Source organism: Streptomyces sp. NPDC001027, from assembly GCF_040299045.1.
Classification (GTDB): domain Bacteria; phylum Actinomycetota; class Actinomycetes; order Streptomycetales; family Streptomycetaceae; genus Streptomyces.
This window is the reverse complement of the sequence record NZ_JBEPBI010000127.1, coordinates 1-22,929: the sequence shown is the minus strand read 5'-3', so window position 1 is coordinate 22,929 and position 22,929 is coordinate 1. Positions and strand designations below refer to the sequence as shown.

Genomic DNA, 22,929 nt, shown 5'->3' with positions numbered 1-22,929 from the left:
TTATCTGCACGCCGCTCGGGGGATAGGGCATCGGCAGCCAGTCCTGCGCGTAGGTGCCGGCCGCCGCGATGCGGGTCGTCTCGTCCGTGCGCGGGTCCGGCGTCGTCCCGGGCCCGCCCGCCGCCGGGTCGCCCCGGAGAGCGGACGGGCGCAGCATGGATACGCGGGGGCGAAGAGTCGGAACCGGTGCGAGACAGATCGGAAGGGGGCGGGCAGACATGACCCGCTTCATGGACGTCCACCACGGCATGCACGGCATCACCGCCGACCAGCTCCTCGAGGCCCACCAGGCGGACCTCGCCATCGAGGGTGAGGAGAACGTGCACTTCGAACGCGCCTGGGCGGACCCGGAGTCCGGCACGGTGTACTGCCTCTCCGAGGCCCCTTCGGCGGAGGCCGTGCTCCGCGTCCACGAGCGCACCGGTCACATGGCGGACGAGATCCATCCGGTGCCGCTGGTGGTGTGAGACGGCGCGCTCGGTCGCCGGGGCGTCAGGAAGCCGGGACGTCGGGTCGTCAGGGCTTGGCCGCTGATACGGCCGTGACGGTCACCTTGTTGTCGCACTCGGCGAACTGACCGTCGTCCAGGGCCACTTGGTGCGCCCCGGAGCCCGGCAGGCCGATCACCACGGTCGGGTACACGGACGGCGCCGCGCCGGACTTGCAGTACCCGTCGGCCTCGCCGTGCACCTGCACGAAGGTCAGCTTCGTCCACGCCTTGCCGCCCGGGGCCAGCGTGACCGGCGAGGCGGACCCGGTGGTCGTGACGGCGAGCGGGGAGTTGTGCTCGGGAGAGCCGTTGCCGGCCCCCGCGACGGACGGGTGCCCCTTGAGCACGCACGCCTTCGTGGAGACGTTGACGAACTGGACGATCGCGGCTCCGGTCCCGGTCCCGACCGGCCGCTCGGCGGCCTGCCACGCGGAGACCTCGAGGCTCTTCGCGGCGCAGGCCGCGACGACGGCGGGCGCGGACGCCGACGCGGACGCCGATGCGCCGGGAGCGGCGGAGGCACTGGAGGCGGTGGAGGGCGAGGCGCTGGGAGCGCCGGGCGCGGAGGCGGTGGGGGGCGCGGAAGCGGTCGGGTGCGACGCGGTGGGCGTCCCGGCGGTCGATGCGCTCGCGGACGGGGAGGTCGCGGGCGCGGAACCCGCAGGCTTCGGCTGCGCGGGCTTCGAAGACGACTCGGTCGGCTGGCACGCCGTCACGAGGAGCGCGGCCGAGGCGACGACGACGGCGGCAGCCGCGGCCTTCCTGACCCGGCCTGCGACCCCGGCCCGATTGCCGACCGTCCCCCGGCCGCCGTTCCCGCCCATGCCGTTCACGCCGTTGCCGTTCATGCCGTCCCCCAAGGTCTTCGGTCGACGAGGGAACTCGCCCCGCCGTACTCCTGGCCACTGCTACTGCTACTGCTACTGCTCAGCGGCACAGACGGGAGGGACGGCTCACCGGGTTCGGTCGGTCGTCGATCTGTGACGCGGCGGTGACGAGACTCCCGCTCGCCGTTCCCGGGCCGCCGGGCGACGATGGACACAGGACGGGGCGAGGGGGTGTTCCTGTTCGGGCACTGCAGTGGGAGGCACCCGTGACGGGCACCGCGACGACCGAGACAGCCGGAACGACGGACGTCCTCATCGTGGGCGCAGGCCCGGTCGGGCTGAGCGCTGCCGCGGAGCTGCGCCGGCACCGTGTGCGCTGCCGCCTCGTCGACCGCCTGCCGGAACGGCTGCCGTACGCCAAGGCGGTCGGCATCCAGCCGCGCACGCTGGAGATCTGGGACCGGATGGGCCTGGCCCGCACGATGCTGGAGGCCGCCGCCGTGCTGCGCGGTCAGCTGATCTACGTCAACGGACGCGAACAGTCCCGCATCGACCTCGAACTGCCGCCCGAGGTGCCCTACGAGTTCGCCGCGCTGCCGCAGTACGAGACCGAACGTCTGCTGGAGGAGTACGTGGCCGGCCTCGGCGTCCTCGTCGAGCGCGGCGCCGAACTGCTGTCGTTCAGCCAGGACGAGGACGGGGTCACCGCCCGCCTGCGCACGGCCTCCGGCGCCGAGGAGGAGCTGAGGGCGGGCTATCTGATCGGCTGCGACGGTGCGCACAGCACCGTGCGCAAGGGGCTGGGCCTCGCGTTCGAGGGGGCGGCCTTCGCCGAGGAGTACATGCTGGGCGACGTCGAAGCGGACTGGGACATGCCCCACGGCTACGGCATCCGCTCCCTGCACCATGCCGCCGACGGTTCCACGGACGACGCGCTGATCTGCGTGCCGCTGCCGGGCGCCGGCCGCTACCGGATGTCGATGCTGGTCCCGCCGGAGCTCTCCACGGCGACGCGCGGCGGATCGCGATCGTCCGGACGGATGGCCGAGGGCGGCGCCGGCACTGACGCGCACGCCGACGCCGACGTTGACGCTGACGCTGGTGTGACGCACGGTCTCGAAGGCGGCCGGACGCCGGAGTTGCATCACCTTCAGGCCGTCGTCGACCGCCTCGCGCCGCGGCCTGCGGTGCTCTCCCGGCTGCGCTGGTCGTCCGTGTTCCGCATCAGCCACCGCATCGTCGACCGCTACGGCGAAGGACGCGTCTTCGTCGCCGGGGACGCCGCGCACATCCATCCGCCCACCGGTGCCCAGGGCATGAACACCGGCATCCAGGACGCCTGCAACCTCGCCTGGAAACTGGCGTCCGTCATCCACGGGGAGGCCGGTCCGGCACTGCTGACCACGTATGACGCCGAGCGCCGGCCGGTGGGCGAGGAGGTCGTCGGGCGGACGGTCCGGCACGCCACCCGCGGCATGGAGTCCGACCCCGACGACCCCCGGACGGTGCTGCTGCGCGAGGCCCAGCTCCTGATCGACTACCGGGACGGCCCCCTGGCCACCGACCCGCACGGCCCGCCCGGCGCTCCCCAGCCCGGCGACCGCGCCCCCGACTGCCGCGGTCTGACCGCCCCCGCCTCCGCCTCCCCTGGCGCCTGCTGGACGTGCTGCGAAACCGTCCGGGCCACGTGATCCTCCTGTACGGCGCGGGCCTGACCGACCTGGCGGCGATCGCCGAGGCCGGCCTGCACACCGCCGCCGTCGCGGGCGCCGTCACCGTGGCGGTGCTCGACGGGGACACCGCGCCGTCCGCTCCCGACGCCCTGCCGGTGCCCGCCTACCGCGACACGGCCGGCGAGTTCGCCCGCCTCTACCGTCCCGACGGCCCCACCGGCTTCGTCGTCCGCCCCGACGGCTATCTGGCGGCCCGTTTCCCCCTCACCGCCACGAGGACAGCCTTGTCGGACTACTTCACGACCCTCTCCGCCCCCACTGCGTCCCGCCGGGTCACCACCGAAGCGTGACGGCGAGGAGGGGTCCGGCGGCGGGGCGGGGCCCGACGGCGCCTACCGCTTCTGCGCCCGGTAGCGCTTCATCAGCGCGGTGATCCGTGCCTGGTCGGCCTGGCCGTTGAGTTCGGCGATGAGGTCATCGGGGCACAGCTCGTAGAGATCCCCCCACCACCGACGCCCCCGGTTGTCCCACACCCGATAACCCCCCGGCACCCCCCTGGCCACATACCGCCGCCTACTCACAAGCCCCCCGTCCCCCACACCCTCATGCCACCCCAGCCCGCGACCCTACGCTCCCTTCAACCGGCCGGCGATGGAATAAAGCAGTCACCCACCCGCCTCACAGTGCACCGCCAGGAAACCGACCGGCCGAGCGCGTTTCCCCTGACCACATCGTCTCCGGTCACGCATCCCGCACGCGTACTTGACGTACTTGACGTACTTATGCACTGAAGGCATGCTGATTCCACGAGCCCTACGGGAGGTCGGCATGTCCGCAATACATTTCGAGAGCTACACCGAGGCGCGTGCACACCTGAAGGAGCTTCTCGACGCCGCGGACGAGGGACGGGTCGCGACCGTGCGTCGGGCCAGTGGCTGTGCTGCGGTCGTAGATGTCGAAAGGCTGCGCCGCTACCTGTCCTCAGTGTGCGCGTCCAGGACCGAGGTCGTCGCGGAGGCGGACGGATGGTCGATCTTCATTCCGGGGCTCCCCCTCGCGGCAGACGGACCGACCTTTGACGACGCCGTGAACGAGATGGTCTGCGTTTTGCGGGAGTACGCGGACGACTGGCAGCAGAGGTTGAGGCTGGCGCCGAACCATCAGGACAACTGGGGATTGGTTCAGCTGATCGCTCTGAGCGACGACCGCCAGCTGGTGGACTGGCTGGTGGGAGTTCGGCAGTGACTGGACCACAACCGGACCGTGAGCGTCATGACCGATTCTGCGTCGTCGAGGGGTGGGAGCGAGTACGGGACGCTCGTGGGCGTACTGGCACACATCACGTCACCTACGAGTTGACGCTGCATGACGGGCGCATCCTGCGGACCCGCATTTCGCACCCTGTCGATCGCAGTGTCTATGGGGCCGCGCTGTGGGGCCACATCCTTCGCGACCAGTTGGTCGTCACCGATGGCGAGTTCTGGGACTGTGTGATCGACGGGAAGCTCCCCGACCGAGGAGTCCCCTCCACGCCCAGGGAATCCCTGCCGGCCGATCTGGTCTATCTGCTGATCCACCGCGTCGGCCTCCCGGAGGAGACCGTGTCAGCGCTTACGAAGGAAGATGCGGTGGCCCGCCTGCAACGCCACTGGACGGATGGCACGTGACGCCGTCTGCCCACACCGCCGCTCGCGTTGGCCATGCGCTGGAGCGATGATCTCGCAGCCCACCCCACCGAAAAAGCCCCCGCCCTGCCAAGAAACCGCAGGTCGGGGGCTTATCGGCGTTCGGTTACTTCTTCTTGCCCTGGTTTTTTACTGCTTCGATCGCTGCTGCGGCTGCCTCGGGGTCGAGGTAGGTGCCGCCCGGGTTGAGGGGCTTGAAGTCGGCGTCGAGTTCGTAGGAGAGGGGGATGCCCGTCGGGATGTTCAGGCCCGCGATGTCGGCGTCCGAGACGCCGTCGAGGTGCTTGACCAGGGCGCGCAGGGAGTTGCCGTGGGCGGCGACCAGGACCGTGCGGCCGGCGAGGAGGTCGGGGACGATGCCGTCGTACCAGTACGGGAGCATGCGGACGACGACGTCCTTCAGGCACTCCGTGCGCGGGCGCAGCTCCGGCGGGATCGACGCGTAGCGCGGGTCGTCCGACTGGGAGAACTCCGTGCCGTCCTCGAGGGCCGGCGGGGGCGTGTCGTAGGAGCGGCGCCACAGCATGAACTGCTCCTCGCCGAACTCCGCGAGGGTCTGGGCCTTGTCCTTGCCCTGGAGGGCGCCGTAGTGGCGCTCGTTCAGGCGCCAGGAGCGGTGGACCGGGATCCAGTGGCGGTCGGCGGATTCGAGGGCCAGCTGCGCCGTGCGGATCGCGCGCTTCTGGAGGGACGTGTGGACCACGTCGGGCAGGAGGTCGGCGTCCTTCAGGAGTTCGCCACCGCGGACCGCCTCCTTCTCGCCCTTCTCGTTGAGGTTGACGTCCACCCAGCCGGTGAACAGGTTCTTCGCGTTCCACTCGCTCTCGCCGTGGCGGAGGAGGATCAGCTTGTACGGTGCGTCGGCCATGCGTCCGAGCGTAATCGACGGCTCCGTTCGGTCGTACATCCGCTCATACAGCGGACATACCGGGGGCACGCCGACGACGATTGACCGTTTCTGTTAATCGAGTGGCCCCGCCCCCCGCTTCCCTCGTAAGTTCTGAGCACCGCCTGCGCCGCTTACATCCCGGGGGATCCGCCATGCCTGCCGCCGTCCTGAGACGTGCCGCCCGAGAGACGCTCTCCGGGCTGCCCCGCGAGTTCTGGTGGCTGTGGACCAGCACCCTCGTCAACCGGCTCGGCGGGTTCGTCGCCACCTTCATGGCGCTGTACCTGACGCTCGATCGCGGCTACTCGGCCTCCTACGCCGGACTCGTCGCCTCGCTGCACGGCCTCGGCGGGGTCGTCTCGTCGCTGGCCGGCGGGGTCATGGCGGACCGGCTCGGACGGCGGCCCACGCTGCTGGTCGCGCAGACCGCCACCGCCGCGTCGGTGGCGCTGCTCGGGTTCGTGGAGCATCCGGTCGCCATCGCCGCGGTCGCGTTCCTCGTCGGGATGGCCTCCAACGCCTCCCGCCCGGCCGTGCAGGCGATGATGGCCGACATCGTGCGGCCCGAGGACCGGGTCCGCGCGTTCTCGCTGAACTACTGGGCCATCAACCTGGGGTTCGCCGTCTCCTCCATGGCCGCCGGGTTCATCGCCGAGGTCAGCTACCGGGCCGGCTTCCTCCTCGAGGCGGGGATGACGCTGGTCTGCGCGGTCGTCGTCTTCCTGAAGCTGCCCGAGTCGCGGCCGGTGCAGCCGGACAAGGGCGTCCGCGACGGTGACTCGGTCGGGCTGGGGACGGTCCTGCGCGACGGACGGTTCATGGGCGTCGTCGGCTTGTCCTTCCTCGTGGCGCTCGTCTTCCAGCAGGGCGGCGTGGGCCTGCCCGTGGCGATGGGCGCGGCCGGGTTCACACCGGCCGACTACGGCATGGCGATCGCCGTGAACGGCGTGCTCATCGTCGTGCTGCAGATCCCCGTGACGCGGTTCATCGAACACCGTGATCCGCGACGGCTCCTGGTGATCTCCTCGGTCCTCGCGGGGTACGGCTTCGGCCTCACCGCCTTCGCCGGGTCGGTCGGCGTCTTCGCGCTCACCGTCTGCGTGTGGACGCTGGCCGAGATCGTGAACGCCCCGACGCAGACCGGGATCGTGGTCCGGCTCTCCCCCACCCACGGCCGCGGGCGCTACCAGGGCATGTACACGCTGTCATGGGCGGTGGCGTCGCTGGTGGCCCCGGTGATGTCGGGTGTCGTGATCGACCGGTTCGGCGCGGAGTGGCTGTGGGGGCTGTGCGCGGTCGTGGGGACGGCGGCGGGCGTCGGGTACGCCGTGCTGATGCGGCGGCTGCCGGACGAGGAGCCCGTCACCGCCGACGATTCCGTGACCGGTGGCTCTCCGGCCGCCGTGAGCCCGGCTGCCGAGGGCCCGGTCGTCGGGAGCCCGGCTGCCGGGAGCCCGGGTGCCGTCGCGAAGCCCGAGGTCGGCGCCGTCTGACGCACGGGCGCCGATCTGACGGGCGGGCCGACCTGACGCACACAAGCGCCGACCTGCCGGGCGGGCGGGGGTCCCCTCAGCGCCCCCGCGCCCGCTCGCGCGGCGGTCAGGAGTGCATCCTGGCCCCCTTCAGCGCCTTGTCCACCGCGTTCTTCGGGCCGTAGACGGCCAGCCCGACCAGGTCCAGCTCGCCGGTGGGGACGGCGCGCACGGCCGCGCGGTTGTCGCGGTCGTTGCCCGTGGCGAAGAGGTCGCTCGTGAACACCGCGCGCGGGAGGGCCCGGGAGAGCACGCGCGCGTGCGCGGACTTCAGGGTCTCCTTCGTGCCCTCGAAGACCAGCACCGGCTGGCGGAACATCGGCAGGCAGGGGACGCCGTCCGCGTCCTCGTACGGCTCCCCGATCACCTCGGGGAGCTCCGTGCCGAGTCCGCTGACCAGGAACGCGGTGACGTTCAGCCGCTGCCAGGTCTCCAGGTCCTCGCGCAGCAGGACGGCGATCTTCGTGTCGAAGCGGATGGGTTCGCTGTTCATGCAGCGAGACTGCCGATCGGCGTACGTCCCCGTCTTGTACGTTCTTTGCATGGCAGCCCGGCAGGAGGTCTCCGCCTGGCGCCCGGCCGTACGGGGCGTCGTGGAGGTCTTCCACGCCCACTTCACCGGCTACGCCTACCCGATGCACGTCCACGAGGCCTGGACGCTGCTCATCGTGGACGACGGCGCCGTCCGCTACGACCTGGACCGGCACGAGCACGGGACGCCGCACGACACCGTCTCGCTGCTGCCGCCGCACGTGCCGCACAACGGGTCGCCGGTCACCTCGGACGGCTTCCGCAAGCGGGTGCTCTACCTGGACGCCGGCGTGCTCGGCGAGAACCTCATCGGGGCCGCCGTCGACTCGCCCGACCTGCGCGATCCCGTGCTGCGCCGACGGGTCGGGCAGCTGCACTCGGCGCTCGCGCGGCCCGGGGACGAGCTGGAGGCCGACAGCAGGCTGGCGCTGATCGGCGAGCGGCTGCGGGTCCACCTGCGGGACCGGCGCCGCCCCGACCCGCCGCGCCGCGATCCCGGCCCGGCCCGCCGCCTGCGCGAGCTGCTCGACGAGCGGGTCGTGGAGGGCCTTGCGCTGGACGAGGCGGCGGGGCTGGTGCGGGCCCATCCGGCGCATCTGGTGCGGGCGTTCAGTGGGGCGTACGGCATCGCGCCGCACCAGTACCTCACCGCCCGCCGCGTGGACCTGGCCCGTCGGCTGCTGCTGGACGGGCGGCCGCCGGGCGAGGTCGCCGCGGCGGCCGGGTTCTACGACCAGGCCCATCTCACCCGGCACTTCCGCAAGTTGGTGGGGGTCACGCCGGGGCGGTACGGAGCGGGACGGACGTCCTCCGGCCGCTGACCGGCGGCGGCCTGCTCTTCGCCCACCTGCTCCCCGGGCAGCGGGTCAAGTGGGCGAAGGCCCGGCCGGGCGGCGGGTCAGGTGGGCGAAGGGCCGGGCGGGCGGCGGGTCAGGTGGGCGAAGGCGTCCAGGTTGCGCGTCGACTCGCCCCGGGAGACCCGCCACTCGTACTCCCGGCGGATGGCGCTCGCGAACCCGAGCTCCAGCAGCGTGTTGAACGCGCCGTCGGCCGCCTCCAGGACCTGGCCCATGAGGCGGTCGATCTCGTCGGCGGTGACCGCGGCGAGGGGCAGCCGGGCGGTGACGTAGACGTCGCCGAGCTGGTCGACTGCGTAACTCACCCCGTACAGCTTGAGGTTGCGCTCCAGCAGCCAGCGGTGGACGCCGGACTCGTTCTCGTCGGGGTGGCGGACGACGAAGGCGTTCAGGGAGAGGGAGTGACGGCCGACGATGAGGGAGACGGTCGTCTTGAGCTTGCGGGCGCCGGGGAGCTGGACCACGTACGAGCCGGGCGACGGGCTCTCCCACTCCAGCTCCGCGTCCTTCAGGAAGTCCTCGATGACCTGCGCGGCCGTCTTCTCCACGTCACCCATGCTCGGAGCGTACGCCACGGCGGTGGGCCTGGGCCGCGGCCGCGTAGACGTCCGCGGTGGCGGCCGCGGCGGTGTCCCAGCCGAAGGACCGGGCGTGCGCGGCGGCGGCCTCGCCCATGCGGGCGGGGAGTTCGGGCCCGTCGGCGAACCGCTCGAGCACGCGCGCGTAGCGGGCCGGATCGTGGCCCTGCACCAGGAAGCCGGTCTCGCCGTCGCGGACGGCCACCGGGAGCCCGCCGACCGCGGCCGCGAGGACGGGGGTCCCGGCCGCCTGCGCCTCTATGGCGACCAGGCCGAAGGACTCGCTGTAGGAGGGGACGACCAGCAGCGACGCCGCCCGGAACCAGTCCGCGAGCTGTTCCTGGCCGACCGGCGGCCGGAACCGCACGACGTCGGCGACGCCGAGCCGCGCGGCGAGCTTCTGCAACCCCTCCGGCTTGGCGAGGCCGCTGCCGCTGGGGCCGCCGACGATCGGCACGACGATGCGGGAGCGGAGCTCGGGGCGCTCGTCGAGCAGCACGGCGACCGCGCGCAGCAGGACGTCCGGAGCCTTCAGCGGCTGGATGCGGCCCGCGAAGAGGGGGATCAGGGCGTCCTGGGGCAGGCCGAGGCGGGCCCGGGCCGCGGCGCGGCCGTCCGCGGGGCGGAAGCGGTCGAGGTTGACGCCGGGGTGCACGACGGCGACCTTGCCGGGGTCGGCGTGGTAGTGGCGGACGAGCTCCTCGGCCTCCTCCGTGGTGTTGGCGATGAGGCGGTCCGCGGCGACGACGATCTGGGTCTCGCCGATGACGCGGGCGGCGGGCTCGGGCGTGTCGCCGTCGGCCAGGTTGGCGTTCTTGACCTTGGCCATGGTGTGCATGGCGTGCACCAGCGGGGCGCCCCAGCGCTGGGCGGCCAGCCAGCCCACGTGGCCGGAGAGCCAGTAGTGGGAGTGCACGAGGTCGTAGTAGCCGGGGCGGTGGCCTGCCCAGGCCTGCATCACCCCGTGCGTGAAGGCGCACAGCTGGGCCGGCAGGTCCTCCTTGGCGAGGCCTTCGTAGGGGCCCGCGTCGACGTGCCGGACGAGGACCCCGGGGGCCAGCTCGACGACGGGCGACAGGCCGCCGGTCGTGGCGCGCGTGAAGATCTCGACCTCGATGTTGATCGCGGCGAGGCGCTGGGCGAGCTCCACGATGTAGACGTTCATGCCGCCGGCGTCGCCGGTGCCGGGCTGGTGGAGCGGGGAGGTGTGCACGGAGAGCATCGCGACGCGACGGGGACGGCGGTGCAGCCTGAGCCGCGGCGGAGCCGTCTGGGAGCGCCGCCCGAGCTTGTTGACGTAGCTCACGTGGCGGTCCTCCTCGCTGCGGGCATGCCTGAAGGAGGTGTGGAGCGCCCTCCACGGAGCTGCAACCCGGAAGAGCGCATTCCCATTCCGGCGTGTTCCGGGTCGGCGGCGTTTTTTGCCCAGCCATTACCGTCGATCGCTCAACCGTTCGATCACGTTCTGCGTAGGCTGCCCGGCCTTACGGCCCTGCGGCCCGCCCCGAAGCCCGCGCGACCGCACCGCATACCCTCTTAGGCATGACGTCCCGCGCCCCGAGCCGCCCCGTGGGCACGGTCACGCGCGGCACGACGAACCCCAACCGGCTGCGCCGCATGGACCGCTGGATCGCCGCGACGCACGGCCGCGACCTGCGCCGCGCCGCCGACCCCGTCGCCGTCGACCTCGGTTACGGGGCCGCGCCCTGGACCGCCGTCGAGCTGCTGGAGCGGCTGCGCTCCGTCGCCCCACGCGCGCGTGTCGTCGGCGTCGAGATCGAACCGGCCCGCGTGGCGGCCGCGCGGCCTTACGAGCGCGAGGGGCTGGTCTTCCGGCACGGCGGGTTCGAGATCCCGGTCCCCCAGCGACCGCACCTGGTGCGCGCCGCCAACGTGCTGCGCCAGTACGACGAGGGCGACGTCGCCGCGGTCTGGCGGCGGCTGTGCGCACGGCTCGCGCCGGCCGAGGCGGCGACCGGGTTCCGCGGCGGCCTGCTCGTCGAGGGGACCTGCGACGAGATCGGGCGCCGGCACGTGTGGGTGGCGCTGGGTCCGGAAGGGCCTCGCACGGTCACCTTCGCGACCCGGCTGGGCTCCCTGCAACGGCCTTCGGACCTCGCCGAGCGGCTGCCCAAGGCCCTGATCCACCGCAACGTCCCGGGCGAGCCCGTGCATGCCTTCCTGCGCGACTTCGACCGCGCCTGGGCGGCCGCCGCGCCGTACGCGTCCTACGGCGCCCGGCAGCGGTGGATGCGCTCGGTGCGGGATCTGACGGCCGACTGGCCGGTGACGGACGGGCCGACGCGCTGGCGGCAGGGCGAAGTGACGCTGCGGTGGGCGGCGTTGTCACCGCGGGACTGACGGTCCGCCCGACCTCGCGGCGAAACCGCCGGGCGAGCGCCGGGAACGATCTCCGTGAGTCGTTCGTCACACAGGCGGGGAGAGCGAATGTCGGGGCGGGCGGGAGGGGAAGGACTGCCGATGCCGGTTCCGTCGTCACCTCTGTCGTTTTCGGCCGTGACGTGGCACGATCCCCCGAGCGCCAAAGTTACTGACGGTTAATCACACATGGGGGACGGGGTATGGGAACGGGGAAGCGCGGCCTGCTCGCCGCAGCGGTGACCGTGGTCTGCGCGGCCACCGTGCTGGGGGCGCCGGGCGTGGCGTTCGCCAGTCCCCGCCCCACGCCGGAGCCTGCGCCGTCGGCGAGTTCGTCGGCTCCCGCGCTTCCCTCGACCGCCACCAACAAGGACCTCGAGGCCGTCCGCACCCAGCTCGAAGCGCTCTACCACGACGCCGCGGTGGCCACCGACGCCTACAACGCGGCCGAGGAGGCGGCGCAGAAGCAGTCGGCGGAGATCGTCGAGCTGGCCAGGAAGATCGTCGCGGGCCAGCAGAAGCTGGACGACCTCAAGGACCGCGCGGGCGCCGCCGCCCGCGCCCAGTACCGCACGGGCGGCCTGCCCGACGAGGCGCAGCTGATGCTGAGCGACGACCCGTCGGAATTCCTCGACGGCGCGGGCCGGGTCCGCCAGGGGCAGCGCGCGACCAAGGGCCTCATCGGCCAACTGACGCAGGTCCAGCAGGACTTGGAGCAGTACTCAAAGGACGCCTCCGTCCAGTGGCAGAAGCTGGAGGCGGGACGCAAGGCCAAGGCCGCCGCCCAGAAGAAGATCGAGAAGCAGATCGCCGCGGCGGAGAAGCTCGAGTCCCGGCTGGAGAAGAAGGAGAAGGAGCGCCTCGAGCAGCTGGAGGCGCAGATCGCGCAGCGGGCGCAGACCGCCTGGCTGGACACCGGCATCCTCAAGGAGATCGACAGCGCGGCGTCCGCGCAGGGCAAGGCGGCCGTGCAGTTCGCCACCGCCCAGATCGGCAAGCCGTACGTGTGGGGCGCCGAGGGGCCGGACAGCTTCGACTGCTCCGGTCTGACCTCCGAGGCCTGGAAGAGCGCCGGGCGGCCGATACCGCGCACCTCGCAGGAACAGTGGAAGCAGCTGCCGCACATCGCCGTCCAGGACATGCGCCCCGGCGACCTGATCATCTATTTCAGCGACGCCAGTCACGTCGCGATGTACGTGGGCGACGGCGCGATCATCCACGCCCCGCGCCCGGGCCGCACCGTCACGCTCGCGGGAGCGGGCACGATGCCGATCCTCGGGGTGGTCCGGCCGGACGCGTGACCTCGCGACCGGGCCCGTCCGACGCCCGCGCGACCTCGCCCGTGTGACCCAGGGCACCTCCGCGGGCGGCCGGACTACGGGGCGACGTGACGTTCGTCATCTCCGTACGCGTATCGGCCTGTCCAACTGCGGTAGGGATCGCGGCATATGACAGGGGCCAGAGATCAAGCGGCGTGCCTCACGCCATTCCGTTGCAGCGCCTTCTGCCGCTATGGTCCCCGTCGGTGGGTCGAGGTCCCTCGCCCCCGCCGTGCCCTCGGGGGGAGGGAAGGAACCAGGACCATGCCCGTACCCGTACCGCGGCAGAGAGCGATCCCGGCCGTGGAAAGTGGTCAGGCGCAGGCCGTGCCCGCAGTCGGCGGCCCCTCCGAGGAAGAAGCCGGCCGCCGGGGAGAGCAAGCCTGTCGCAACGAGACGACGGTGGCGAACGACGCCGTCCCCTCCGGCGCGCACCACGACGCGCGCGACGGAGCACACCCGCGCCCCCAGGACGGCGCGCACCGGAACACGCGTGACGAAGGGCTCGACGTCCCGCCCGCGGACGGCGTCCGCCAAGGCGCGAGCACCGCAGGCGCGGGCAGCACAGGCGTGAGCGCGCCCGGCGTCGCCGTGGCCGGCCTCACCGCCCCGGGCACGGCTGCGGGTGCGTCCGGTGCGGGCGCGGCGCACACCCCCCTCACGCTGCTGCTGATCGAGGACGACCCCACGGCCGCGCCGATCTTCCGCGACCTGCCCGACTCGGACGGCAGACCGATCCGGGTGCGCACCGCCCGCAACCTCACCGAGGCCGAGCGGCTGCTCACCGACGACGTGCACTGCATCCTGCTGGACATCGCGCTGCCCGTGCCGGGCCGCACGTCCGCAGCCGCCGGCGGCGACGAGCTCGCCGTGCTGCGGCACGTCCTGCGGCTCGCTCCCCGGCACGCCGTGCTCGCCCTCACCGCCTCCGGCGACGCCGAGCGCGGCGCGGAGGCCGTGCGCGTGGGCGCGCAGGACTACCTCTTCAAGGACGAGCTGGACGGCCGTCTGCTGAGCCGCGCGATCCGGTACGCGGTGGAGCGGAAACGTTCCGACACGGCTGAGCGGCGGCTCGCCGAGGGCAAGCTGCGCGCGCAGGAGAACGCCCGCCTGGAGCGCGGCCTGCTGCCCACGCCGCTGCTGGAGGGCTCCCCGCTGCGGTTCGCAGCCCGCTATCGGCCCGGCCGCTCGCGCGCCCTGCTGGGCGGCGACTTCTACGACACCGTCCGCACGCCCGACGGCACCGTGCACGCCATGATCGGCGACGTCTGCGGACACGGCCCGGACGAGGCCGCGCTCGGGGTGGAGCTGCGCATCGCCTGGCGGGCGCTGACCCTGGCAGGCCTGTGCGGCGACCAGCTGTTGAACACGCTGCAGCAGGTGCTGGAGCACGAGCGCGACGACGACGAGATCTTCGCGACGCTGTGCACGGTGGACATCGCGCCCGACGGCCGCCGGGCGGGCCTCTGCCTGGCCGGCCACCCGGCGCCGCTGATCGCCCGCCCGGACCGGCCCGCGCGCCTGCTGCCGTACGAGAACAACGGCCCCGCTCTCGGCCTGTTGCCGGGCGCCCGCTGGCCGCGGATGCAGGTCGAGCTGGGCGCGGAGTGGAGCCTGATGCTGTACACCGACGGGCTCATCGAGGGGCGGATCGGCGAGGGCAGGGAACGGCTCGGCCAGGACGGCATGGTGCAGATGATCCGCCGCCAGCTCGCCGAGGGGCTGACCGGCGAGGCGCTGCTGCGCGCCGCGGTGAGCGAGGTGCGCGAGCTCAACGGGGGCGAGCTGACGGACGATGTCGCGGTGGTCCTGCTGGACCGGGTGCCGTAAGCGACGCGGGACGCGGCGCCCCGGCCGGGCGGCCCGGCACGCATCCCCCGCCGAAACCGGCGTCCGCCGTCACGCTCGGCGTCCGGCGTCACGCCGGGCGTCCGGCGTCGAAGTCAGCGTGGGCCGTCGAAGTCAGCGTCCGCCGTTGTACGGGCCGTACGGGCCGTCGCTGCTGCTGCCGCCGCGCCGCCGGCCCCAGCCGCCGCCCGAGACCTGCCGGAGGGCCGGGCGCACGTCCACGAAGAAGACGATCGACCCGACCAGACCCGCGAGCTGCAGGAAGAGCATCGGCACCAGAAGGTTCACCGCGACCGCGATGCCGAGGATGATCAGCCAGAAACCCTTGTTCTGCTTGTCGGCGGCCCGGTACGCGTCGTCGCGGAACAGGGCGGCCATCACCAGCGCCACCACGGCGAAAGCCAACATGGCGAGGTAGAGCAGCCACATCAGCCCCGCGAAGCCTGCCATCAGCACAACGCCCACCACCTGATTCGACGCGTCTCGTCTCGGACCCGACTCGGACCCGACCTGCTCGTGTCCTACGCGGTCACCGTACCCGCAACCGGACTCCCGCTACCCGTACAACGGGCCGGGCACCTCGTCAGTGCCCGGCCCGTGTCCGTATGTCGTCCTGTGCCGTGTCCGTCCCGGCCGTCGATCTCACTTGGCGGGCGGCGTCGTCTTCTTCGCGGCCGGCTTGCGCACCGGGGCCTTGCGGGCGGCGGGCTTCTTCGCCGCGGCGCTCTCGGAGCGGGCCTCGGCCGGCGCGGCCTTCGGCTCGTCGGTGCGGAGCTGGACCGGCTCGGCCTTCGGCGTCGTCTTCGGCTCGGCGTTCGGCTCGACCGCGATGGCGAGCTCCTCGATCTCCTCGGCGGCCTCGCCGCGCCAGGTCTTCACGGCCTGCTCGCCGTGCTCGGCGACCTTCTCGTAGGTCTCACGGGCCTTGACGGCGTACTCGGCGGCGACGCCGACACCGCGCAGGGCGAGGTCCTGGGCGGACTCGCCGAGCTTCTTCAGGTCGGCGTCGAGGGTGCTGCCGATCTTCTTGATGTCGCCGTCGAGGGTGCTGATGAAGTCGGTGACCTTGGCCTGGAGGGACTCCTGCGCCTCCTTGGCACGGGCGGTCGCCTCCTTCGCGCGGGCGGTCGCCTCCTTGGCACGGGCGTTGGCCTTCTCCTGCACGGACTTCGGGTCGGTGTTGCGGACGGCCTCGAAACGCGCCGGGGCCTCGGAGCGCAGCTGCTCCACCAGGCCCGGAACCTTCTTCGCCTGCTGGAGGGCCAGGTCGGCGGTGCCTGCGGCGAAGTAGAGCGGAGTCGGGTCGCTGAAGGTCTTGCGCAGGTCGTCGGTGATGGCCATGGTGAAGGTCCTCCCGGATTCACATTCGTCTGTGGGTCGTGTGCGCCGAGTACGTCCTGGTACGTCGTCCTCGGCCGAGGTCGTGCGGTTCCGCAGCGGTGCGGCCGGCCCCCTGGTCCGGTCAGCCGGCCGTCTGCTGCGGATCGGCGTCGCTCTCGTGGGCCCGCGGGCCCGCTCCGTCCGTGCGGCCGTCGTCGCTCCCGATCCCGTTCTCCCTGCGGAAGGACTCGTAGATCTGGAGCAGCGCCTGCTTCTGGCCCTCGGTCAGGGTGGGATCGGCGAGGATGACCGCCCGGGTCTCGACCTCGTCCCGGTCCCGGTCCGCGTCGAGGATGCCGGCCCGTACGTACAGCGTCTCGGCGGAGATCCGCAGCGCCTTGGCGACCTGCTGCAGCACCTCCGCGCTCGGCTTGCGCAGCCCGCGCTCGATCTGGCTCAGATACGGATTGGACACCCCGGCGGCGTCGGCGAGCTGCCGGAGCGACAGCTGCGCGTTGCGCCGCTGCTCGCGCAGGTAGTCACCGAGATTGCCGACGTTGAGCGATGCCATGCCTCCACCTTGCACCACCCCCGCTAACTATTGCAAGCACCTGCTTGCAAAAGTGTTCCGCGCCACTCCGCACCACTCGGCGACACACCGCACACACCGCACACACCGCACGCACGCACCCCGCACACCGCGCACACCGCTGGAAATGACCGAGGAGGCGATCGGAGGCGATTCCCGTCTCGGTAGGCTCGGCGCATGTTACGGGTGCGGACCATGCGAGAAGAGGACATCTACGGCGTTTCAGCGGTGCGGGTGAAAGGCTGGCAGGCCGCCTACCCGGGCATGGTGCCGCAGGACCACCTCGACGCACTGACGGTCGCCGAGGACGCCCGGATGCGACGTGACATGTTCGCGCGCAGCACGGGGAGCGTTCTGAACCTCGTCGCCGAGGAGGACGGGGCCGTGGTCGGCTGGGCGGCGCTCGGCCCCTCCAGGGAAGAGGACCGCGAAGCCGACGACGGTGAACTGCTCGCCCTCTACGCGGCCCCCGACCGCGTCGGCGCCGGCGTCGGGAAAGCGCTGATGCAGCAGACGCTGGCCGCCGCCCGGGAGCGCTCGTTCCGCAGGCTCGTGCTCTGGGTGATCGCCGCCAACACAAGGGCGCGCCGCTTCTACGAGCGGGGCGGCTTCGTCCTGGACGGCCGCTCGGCCAACTGGTCGGTCGACGGCACGGACGTCCCCGAAGTCCGTTACCGCAAGGATCTCGCGCCGCCGGACCTTCGAGGGTGAACCGAGCGGGGTCCCACCGCCTCGCGCGCCCGGCGGTCAGGAGGGCTGGAGCTCGTCGAAGAGGGCGACGGCCTGGGCGGGGTCCGGGCTCACGAGGCGTTCCAGACCGGCCGTCGTGATCTTCGCCCACTTCTCGGCCCGGGCCCACATCCGTTCCTCGAAGGCGCGGACGGCGTCGTCCAGATCCGCGGGGTCGGCGGCGACCGCCTCGGCCAGTTCGGCGCCCTCCAGCATCGCGAGGTTCGCGCCCGCCCCCAGCGGCGGCATCAGATGGGCGGCGTCGCCCAGCAGCGTCACCCCGAGGACATGGGGCCAGGTGTGGGAGACGGGCAGGACGTAGAGGGGGCGGTGAACGAAGGCGGCGCCGTGGCGGAGCAGGTCGAGGACGGGAGCGGCCCAGCCGTCGTACAGGGCCAGCAGGCTCGATCGCACGGCCTCGGCGTCGGCCGGGTCCAGGTGCGCGTGCCAGTCCAGCGGCGCGCGGAACTGGGCGTACACCTTGACGTGGCCGCCGCTGTTGCGCTGGGCGACGAGCTTGCGGTTCACCCCGTACACGGCCATGGAGCCGTCGCCGACCAGCCGCGCGAGGTCGGGGTGACGGGTGTCGACGTCGTCGAGGGAGGTCTCGACCGTGGTGACGCCGGTGTAGCGCGGCCGCACCGGTGAGACCGCGGGGCGGGTGCGGGACCAGGCGCCGTCCGCGCCGACCACGAGGTCGAAGGTCTCCTCCCGCCCGTCCTCGAAACGGACCAGGGCGCCGTCCCCGGCCCCCGGCGCCACCTGCGTCACGCCCCGCCCCCACTGGACGTCGAGGGGGCCGAGCAGCAGGTCGCGGAGTTGCCGGCGGTCGATCTCGGGGTTGGCCCGCTCGTCCGGATCAGGTCGCCAGTCGCGCAGGACGGTCCCGGCCGGGTCCAGGATGCGCATGGCCTGCCCCTCGGGACGGGAAAGCTCCTGGAACTCCGCGAGCAGTCCCGCCTTGTCCAGGGCGAGCTGGCCCAGCCCTTCGTGCAGGTCCAGCGTGCCGCCCGGGGGGCGGGCGTCGGGGCCGGGATCGCGCTCGAGGACCGTGACGGGGTGACCGTGGCGGTGCAGGACACGGGCGAGGGTGAGGCCGCCGGGACCGCTCCCGACCACTGCGATGCGTCGTCTCATGTCGATACACCGTATTGACTCAGTACGACGTATCGCAAGAGTACGGTGTGACCATGACTGTGTGGGACCGGCCGGAGCCGCCGACTCGCCCCGTGCCGCTGGACCGGGAGCGGATCGTCGCCGCCGCCGTGGCGCTGGCCGACGAGGGCGGGCTGGAGGCGGTGTCCGTGCGCAGGGTCGCCGCCCGGCTGAACGCCGGCCCGATGCGGCTGTACGGCTACATCGCCACCAAGGAGGAGCTGTTCGACCTCATGGTGGACGCGGTGCAGGCCGAGATCCTGCCCGAGGAGCAGCCCGGTGACTGGCGGGAGGCGCTGCGCGTCCTCGCCCACCGCACCAGGCAGGCGGCTCTCCGCCACGAATGGCTCGCCGACCTGCTCGGCGGCCGCCCGGCCCTGGGCCCGAACGGTCTCGCCCTGACCGAGGCCACGCTGGCCGCCCTCGACGGCCTCGCCGACGTCGACACCGTCATGCGTGCCGTGGAGACCGTCAGCGCCTACTTCACCGGCGCGATCAGGCGCGAGATCGCGAACCTGCGGGCAGAGCGCGCCACGGGCCTGTCCAAGCACGAATGGCAGCGCGCCAACGGCCCGCATGTGACGCGCATGCTGGCCACGGGCCGCTTCCCCGCGCTGGCCAGGGCCGTGCACGACGGCACGGACGTGGACGCCGGGACGTCCTTCGCGACCGGCCTGGACTGGGTCCTCGACGCCCTGGCCGCCAAACTCACCCTGCCCCCGGCGTGACGCCCAGCCCCCCGCCCCCGCCCCCGCCCGACCGCTTCGGAGGAACCTGTGGAACGCCTGTGGGAGATAGAGGAGAGCATCGTCGTCGACGCTCCCGGCTCGGACGTCTACGCGGCGCTGTCCCAGCTGCGGAACATGGGCAGGTGGAGCCCGGAATGCTTCTACGTGTGGCACCGCGGCACGACGGCACGCGAAGGGACCGGATTCGTGGGGTTCAACCGCAAGGGCCCTCTGGTGTGGTTCACGACCTGCCGGGTCACCGTGGCCGAAGCGCCCCACGAGTTCGCGTTCCGGGTGAGCTCCTTCGGCCTGCCCGTGGCCCTGTGGGGGTACCGGCTCGAGCCCGAGGGCGACGGAACCCTCGTCACCGAGTACTGGCGGGACCTGCGCAGCGGGGCCGGCGCGCGCGTAACGGAGCTGCTCGGACGGCTGTTCACCGGCACCCGCCCCGAGGCCCGCGCGGCGGCCAACCGGGCCGGTATGCGCACCACGCTGCTACGGCTGAGCCATGCCGTGACGGCCGAACGGCCGGAGGGCCGAACGACCTGACGCCCTGCCCCCTGACGCACCGGCAGACGGACGCGGCCCGGCAGTCAGACGCGGGCCGGCAGACGGACGCGGGCGGCCAAGGGGCCGCTCCTGCCGCTCCGTTCGTGAGCCCCGACCGGACGATCCTCGCTCCTCACGCCTCACTCCCCCTCACTCCTCCTCCTGCAGTCCTCCTCCCCACTCCTCCGTGTCCCACGGCAGGGCACGTTCGTGCACCACGTCCAGACGGGAGACCGCCCGGGTGAGGACCACGTAGAGGCGGTTCAGACCGCGGCGCTCCGACTCCGCGACGGCCGCCGGTTCGACGGCGACGACGTGGTCGTACTCCAGGCCCTTGACGAGAGTCGCGGGGACGACCGTCACCCGGGCGGGCGGGTCCTCGGGACCGGCGGCCGGGACGCCGGACTCGGCGAGGGCCTCGCGGATCCGGTCGGCCTGGGAGTCCGCGGCGATGACGCCGACCGAGCCCTCGCGGGTGAGCGCGTCGCGGACGGCGGCGACGACCGCCGACGGGAGGTCGCCGTCGGCCCGCCGGACGCGCAGTTCGCCGTCCCGGCGCAGCGAGCGGGCCCTGGGCACGTCGGCGTCGAGGCGGTCGAGGAGCCGGCCCGCGAGGGCGAGCACGGCGGCCGGAACGCGGAAACCCGTGGTCAGCGGCACGATCGTGGCATCCGGCTTGCCCAGGTGGGTCAACTGGACCCGCCACGAGGACGCCGCCCAGTCCGTGGTGCCCTGGGCCAGATCGCCGAGGACGGTGAGCGAGCCGAAGCGGACCCGGCGGGCGACGGCCCGGCACTGCATCGGCGAGAGGTCCTGGGCCTCGTCGACGACGACATGGCCGTATCCCCGCGGATGGTCCAGCAGTCCGGCGATCTCGTCGAGGAGGACGAGGTCGGCGGCCGACCAGCGTGCCGACTTGGCCGTGCGGGGCGGGCGCGTCCAGAGCAGGGCCCGCTGCTCCTCGGGGTCCAGGAGGCCGTCCGCGGCGCCGGCCAGTTCCCGCGGGTCGCTCAGAAGCCGGGCCAGCACCTCCGCGGGCCGCGCCTTCGGCCACACCGCCTCCACGCAGGCGCTCACCGGCGCGGCTCGTTCGATCCGGCGTGTCCAGGAGGCCGGACGGGGCCCGCTGCGGCGTTCCACCTGCTCCTGGAGCCGGCGCACGATCCGGGCCCGCACCCGCTCGCGGCCGGTGTCGTAGGGCGGCGCCTCGGCCAGCACGGCGGCGACGATCTCCGTCAGCGCCGGGCCGGCGATCCGCCAGTGCCCCGAGCCCTCGGGGACGTGCAGGTCCTCGGCGCGGTCGGCCGCCACCCGTCCGTACACGGCCCGGCGCAGCACCTCGGCCATCCGCGGGTCGTGCTTGACGGCGGCGGTCCGTTCGGAGTCCTCGCCGGTCGCCCGGTGGCCGGCGGCGATCTCGTCCTGGAGCGTCGACTGCCGGACGCCGGTCTCGCCGAGGGAGGGGAGCACTTCGGCGATGTAGGAGAGGAAGGCGCGATGGGGTCCGAGGATCAGCAACCCGCCGCGCTGGATGCGCCGCGGGTGGGTGTAGAGGAGGTAGGCGGCCCGGTGCAGGCCCACCGCGGTCTTGCCGGTGCCGGGTGCGCCCTGCACGCACACCGACACGGCGAGGTCCCCGCGTACGAGGTCGTCCTGCGCGGGCTGGATGGTCGCGGCGATGTCCCGCATGGGGCCCACCCGGGGGCGTTCGATCTCGCGCGCGACGATGCCGCCGTCCGCGTCCGGCCCGCCGACGGCGACACCGGCGCCGTCGCCGCCCCCGTCCAGCCGCTCGTCCTCCAGGCCCGTGAGGTCGGCGGAGTCGCCCCGGCTGCCGAGGGCCCAGCCGAACCGCCGCCGTACGGCCACGCCCTGCGGGTCGCGGACGCTCGCCTGGTAGAAGGCGCGGGACACGGGGGCTCGCCAGTCGACGACGAGCGGCGGCGCGGCCGGGTGCTCGCTGACGCGAAGCCGCCCGATGTGGTGGGCGAGGCCCTCGTGCGCTCCGCCCGTGCCGGGCGCGAAGTCGAGCCGGCCGAAGAACAGCGGGCCTTCGGGCAGTTCGTGCAGGGCTTTGGCATGGCTGCGCAGCCGGTGGCCGAGGACTTCGGCGTCGGCGCCGGAGGCGGAGACGTCCTCGCCGGTGACGACCTGGAGGTCGGCGCCCTCGACCATCGCGGCGAAGGCGGCACGGCAGGCGTCGTGGTGAGCGCGTTCGGCGTGCAGGGCGGTGTCGAGGTCGGGTGCCGTCATACGACGAGGATACCGAATAACGTTACCCGGTTACATTTATTACTCGGTCATGGTTACTGAGTGGCATCGGTCGCCGGGTGACGTCGGTCGCTGAGTGACATCGGCGGGCTGGGTGACGTCGGTCGTCGGGCGACGAGGATCACCGGGCGAGCCGCGGCAGTCCCGATTCCAGCGTGTCGAAGGCGCGCTCCGCCGCGGCCACCGCGTCACCCCGCACGTCCTGAAGCCGCTCGCCCGCCGCGACCCGCCGCCAGGTGTCCTCGGCGAGGATCCGCCGGACGGCGATGATCTGGCCGGCCGCCAGCCGGGCGTCGAGGGCGGTGGGCAGGTCGTCCGCGAGGGCCTCGGCGAGGGCGGCCTCGGAACGCTCCAGATAGCCGTGCAGCCGGGCGACCAGGGAGGGGGTGCCGTAGAGGAGGTCGTAGAAGGCACGCACCTGCGGGTGGTCGTTGAGGCCGGTGACGGGGTCCTCGGCGGCCAGCCCGTCGAGGAAGTGCCGGCGCAGGGCGGCCAGCGGCGCGACCCCCTCGGCGCGTGCCGCGGCGACGACGCGTGCCGCCTCCCCCTCGTGGTCGGCGATCCGGTGCAACACCAGATCCTCCTTGGTCGGGAAGTACCGGAACAGCGTCGGCTTGGAGATCTCGGCCGCGGCGGCCACCTCGGCGACGGACACCGCGTCGAAACCGCGCTCGAGGAAGAGCCGGACGGCGACCTCCGACACGGCCCTGTACATCCGCTGCCTCTTGAGCTCACGCAGCCCGGTCGCACTCATGGAAGGAGCCTACGGTCCGACCGCCGACCGCCGAGCGACGAGCGACGACGGAAGCGCCGCAGGGCGCCGCCAGGCAGGCCGGCCCTTCCAGCGCGTCACCGGCCGGAGTGTCCGCCCCAGCATCACCACAGGCCCTAGGAGCTGTCTTCAAATGTCACGCCCACATCAGGAGCGAGGCGAGGGTGACGGCTGCCTGGTAGGACTCGGCGGTCTTGTCGTAGCGGGT

At 72.8% G+C, this 22,929-nt stretch carries 23 protein-coding genes and 1 pseudogene; 12 read left to right on the top strand and 12 right to left on the bottom strand.

Going from position 1 to position 22,929, the window contains the following annotated elements; all coding sequences use genetic code 11:
- Positions 1-218: 218 nt before the first annotated feature.
- The gene (locus tag ABT300_RS28055; RefSeq protein WP_351681188.1) at positions 219-467 is read left to right on the top strand and encodes an SCO4226 family nickel-binding protein; all 249 of its coding nucleotides are present in this window, start codon (positions 219-221) and stop codon (positions 465-467) included.
- A 49-nt stretch (positions 468-516) separates the two neighbouring features.
- Here ABT300_RS28055 and ABT300_RS28050 read toward each other — a convergent pair whose 3' ends face one another.
- Positions 517-1,314 (bottom strand): DUF4232 domain-containing protein, encoded by a 798-nt coding sequence (locus tag ABT300_RS28050; protein WP_351681192.1) that lies wholly within the window; start codon positions 1,312-1,314, stop codon positions 517-519.
- A gap of 269 nt (positions 1,315-1,583) precedes the next feature.
- On the opposite strand from ABT300_RS28050, the pseudogene ABT300_RS28045 reads away from it, so the two are divergent.
- Positions 1,584-3,340 (top strand): annotated as a pseudogene (locus ABT300_RS28045) (FAD-dependent monooxygenase).
- Positions 3,341-3,382: 42 nt separating this feature from the next.
- Here ABT300_RS28045 and ABT300_RS28040 read toward each other — a convergent pair.
- A complete protein-coding gene (locus ABT300_RS28040) occupies positions 3,383-3,571 on the bottom strand; it encodes a hypothetical protein (RefSeq protein WP_351681185.1) in 189 nt (62 codons plus the stop codon).
- A 214-nt stretch (positions 3,572-3,785) separates the two neighbouring features.
- Here ABT300_RS28040 and ABT300_RS28035 point away from each other — a divergent pair, with 214 nt between their 5' ends.
- A complete protein-coding gene (locus ABT300_RS28035) occupies positions 3,786-4,235 on the top strand; it encodes a RelB antitoxin-like protein (RefSeq protein WP_351681183.1) in 450 nt (149 codons plus the stop codon).
- Between the two features lie 110 nt (positions 4,236-4,345).
- On the top strand, positions 4,346-4,657 hold the full coding sequence (locus ABT300_RS28030) for a cytotoxic translational repressor of toxin-antitoxin stability system (protein WP_351681180.1): 312 nt from the start codon (positions 4,346-4,348) through the stop codon (positions 4,655-4,657).
- A gap of 124 nt (positions 4,658-4,781) precedes the next feature.
- Here the strand turns inward: ABT300_RS28030 and ABT300_RS28025 are convergent, their stop codons facing one another.
- Positions 4,782-5,543, bottom strand: coding sequence for a phosphoglyceromutase (locus ABT300_RS28025; protein ID WP_351681178.1), 762 nt, complete (start codon positions 5,541-5,543; stop codon positions 4,782-4,784).
- 173 nt (positions 5,544-5,716) lie between these two features.
- On the opposite strand from ABT300_RS28025, the gene ABT300_RS28020 reads away from it, so the two are divergent.
- On the top strand, positions 5,717-7,057 hold the full coding sequence (locus ABT300_RS28020) for an MDR family MFS transporter (RefSeq protein ID WP_351681175.1): 1,341 nt from the start codon (positions 5,717-5,719) through the stop codon (positions 7,055-7,057).
- A gap of 106 nt (positions 7,058-7,163) precedes the next feature.
- Here the strand turns inward: ABT300_RS28020 and ABT300_RS28015 are convergent, their stop codons facing one another.
- The gene (locus ABT300_RS28015) at positions 7,164-7,589 is read right to left on the bottom strand and encodes a DUF2000 family protein (protein ID WP_351681172.1); all 426 of its coding nucleotides are present in this window, start codon (positions 7,587-7,589) and stop codon (positions 7,164-7,166) included.
- A gap of 49 nt (positions 7,590-7,638) precedes the next feature.
- Between ABT300_RS28015 and ABT300_RS28010 the strand changes: the two genes are divergently transcribed.
- Entirely contained in the window at positions 7,639-8,448 is an 810-nt protein-coding gene (locus tag ABT300_RS28010) for a helix-turn-helix transcriptional regulator (RefSeq protein WP_351681169.1), read from the top strand.
- A gap of 77 nt (positions 8,449-8,525) precedes the next feature.
- Here the strand turns inward: ABT300_RS28010 and ABT300_RS28005 are convergent, their stop codons facing one another.
- Complete coding sequence (locus ABT300_RS28005) at positions 8,526-9,041, bottom strand: type III secretion system chaperone family protein (protein WP_351681167.1); 516 nt, start codon at positions 9,039-9,041, stop codon at positions 8,526-8,528.
- Complete coding sequence (gene mshA, locus ABT300_RS28000; protein ID WP_351681164.1) at positions 9,034-10,368, bottom strand: D-inositol-3-phosphate glycosyltransferase; 1,335 nt, start codon at positions 10,366-10,368, stop codon at positions 9,034-9,036. Before mshA ends, ABT300_RS28005 begins: the two co-directional genes overlap by 8 nt.
- 236 nt (positions 10,369-10,604) lie before the next feature.
- On the opposite strand from mshA, the gene ABT300_RS27995 reads away from it, so the two are divergent.
- The 3 genes from ABT300_RS27995 to ABT300_RS27985 all read left to right on the top strand — a co-directional run bounded on the left by ABT300_RS27995 (position 10,605) and on the right by ABT300_RS27985 (position 14,590).
- Entirely contained in the window at positions 10,605-11,423 is an 819-nt protein-coding gene (locus ABT300_RS27995) for a class I SAM-dependent methyltransferase (protein ID WP_351681161.1), read from the top strand.
- A 221-nt stretch (positions 11,424-11,644) separates the two neighbouring features.
- A complete protein-coding gene (locus tag ABT300_RS27990; RefSeq protein ID WP_351681158.1) occupies positions 11,645-12,742 on the top strand; it encodes a C40 family peptidase in 1,098 nt (365 codons plus the stop codon).
- 282 nt (positions 12,743-13,024) lie between these two features.
- The gene (locus tag ABT300_RS27985) at positions 13,025-14,590 is read left to right on the top strand and encodes a PP2C family protein-serine/threonine phosphatase (RefSeq protein WP_351681155.1); all 1,566 of its coding nucleotides are present in this window, start codon (positions 13,025-13,027) and stop codon (positions 14,588-14,590) included.
- 132 nt (positions 14,591-14,722) lie between these two features.
- Here ABT300_RS27985 and ABT300_RS27980 read toward each other — a convergent pair whose 3' ends face one another.
- From ABT300_RS27980 to ABT300_RS27970, 3 genes are all read right to left on the bottom strand, one after another.
- Positions 14,723-15,058: a DUF2516 family protein gene (locus ABT300_RS27980; protein ID WP_502978007.1), complete on the bottom strand. Its 336-nt coding sequence runs from the start codon at positions 15,056-15,058 to the stop codon at positions 14,723-14,725.
- Between the two features lie 192 nt (positions 15,059-15,250).
- Positions 15,251-15,949 (bottom strand): hypothetical protein, encoded by a 699-nt coding sequence (locus ABT300_RS27975; RefSeq protein WP_351681152.1) that lies wholly within the window; start codon positions 15,947-15,949, stop codon positions 15,251-15,253.
- 121 nt (positions 15,950-16,070) lie between these two features.
- Positions 16,071-16,499, bottom strand: a complete 429-nt coding sequence (locus tag ABT300_RS27970) for a helix-turn-helix domain-containing protein (RefSeq protein ID WP_351681149.1) — start codon at positions 16,497-16,499, stop codon at positions 16,071-16,073.
- Positions 16,500-16,712: 213 nt separating this feature from the next.
- Between ABT300_RS27970 and ABT300_RS27965 the strand changes: the two genes are divergently transcribed.
- A complete protein-coding gene (locus ABT300_RS27965) occupies positions 16,713-17,228 on the top strand; it encodes a GNAT family N-acetyltransferase (protein ID WP_502978006.1) in 516 nt (171 codons plus the stop codon).
- 36 nt (positions 17,229-17,264) lie between these two features.
- On the opposite strand, the gene ABT300_RS27960 is transcribed toward ABT300_RS27965, so the two are convergent.
- Positions 17,265-18,383 (bottom strand): FAD-dependent oxidoreductase, encoded by a 1,119-nt coding sequence (locus tag ABT300_RS27960; protein WP_351681143.1) that lies wholly within the window; start codon positions 18,381-18,383, stop codon positions 17,265-17,267.
- 53 nt (positions 18,384-18,436) lie between these two features.
- On the opposite strand from ABT300_RS27960, the gene ABT300_RS27955 reads away from it, so the two are divergent.
- Both ABT300_RS27955 and ABT300_RS27950 read left to right on the top strand, forming a co-directional pair.
- Positions 18,437-19,129, top strand: a complete 693-nt coding sequence (locus tag ABT300_RS27955; protein ID WP_351681140.1) for a TetR/AcrR family transcriptional regulator — start codon at positions 18,437-18,439, stop codon at positions 19,127-19,129.
- A 48-nt stretch (positions 19,130-19,177) separates the two neighbouring features.
- On the top strand, positions 19,178-19,678 hold the full coding sequence (locus ABT300_RS27950; protein ID WP_351681137.1) for an SRPBCC family protein: 501 nt from the start codon (positions 19,178-19,180) through the stop codon (positions 19,676-19,678).
- 150 nt (positions 19,679-19,828) lie between these two features.
- Here ABT300_RS27950 and ABT300_RS27945 read toward each other — a convergent pair whose 3' ends face one another.
- Together ABT300_RS27945 and ABT300_RS27940 are read right to left on the bottom strand one after the other, a co-directional pair.
- On the bottom strand, positions 19,829-21,931 hold the full coding sequence (locus ABT300_RS27945; protein WP_351681135.1) for a HelD family protein: 2,103 nt from the start codon (positions 21,929-21,931) through the stop codon (positions 19,829-19,831).
- Positions 21,932-22,070: 139 nt separating this feature from the next.
- Positions 22,071-22,703 carry a TetR family transcriptional regulator gene (locus tag ABT300_RS27940; protein ID WP_351681132.1) on the bottom strand — a complete coding sequence of 211 codons (633 nt, stop codon included), beginning with the start codon at positions 22,701-22,703 and terminating at the stop codon, positions 22,071-22,073.
- Positions 22,704-22,929 lie beyond the last annotated feature (226 nt).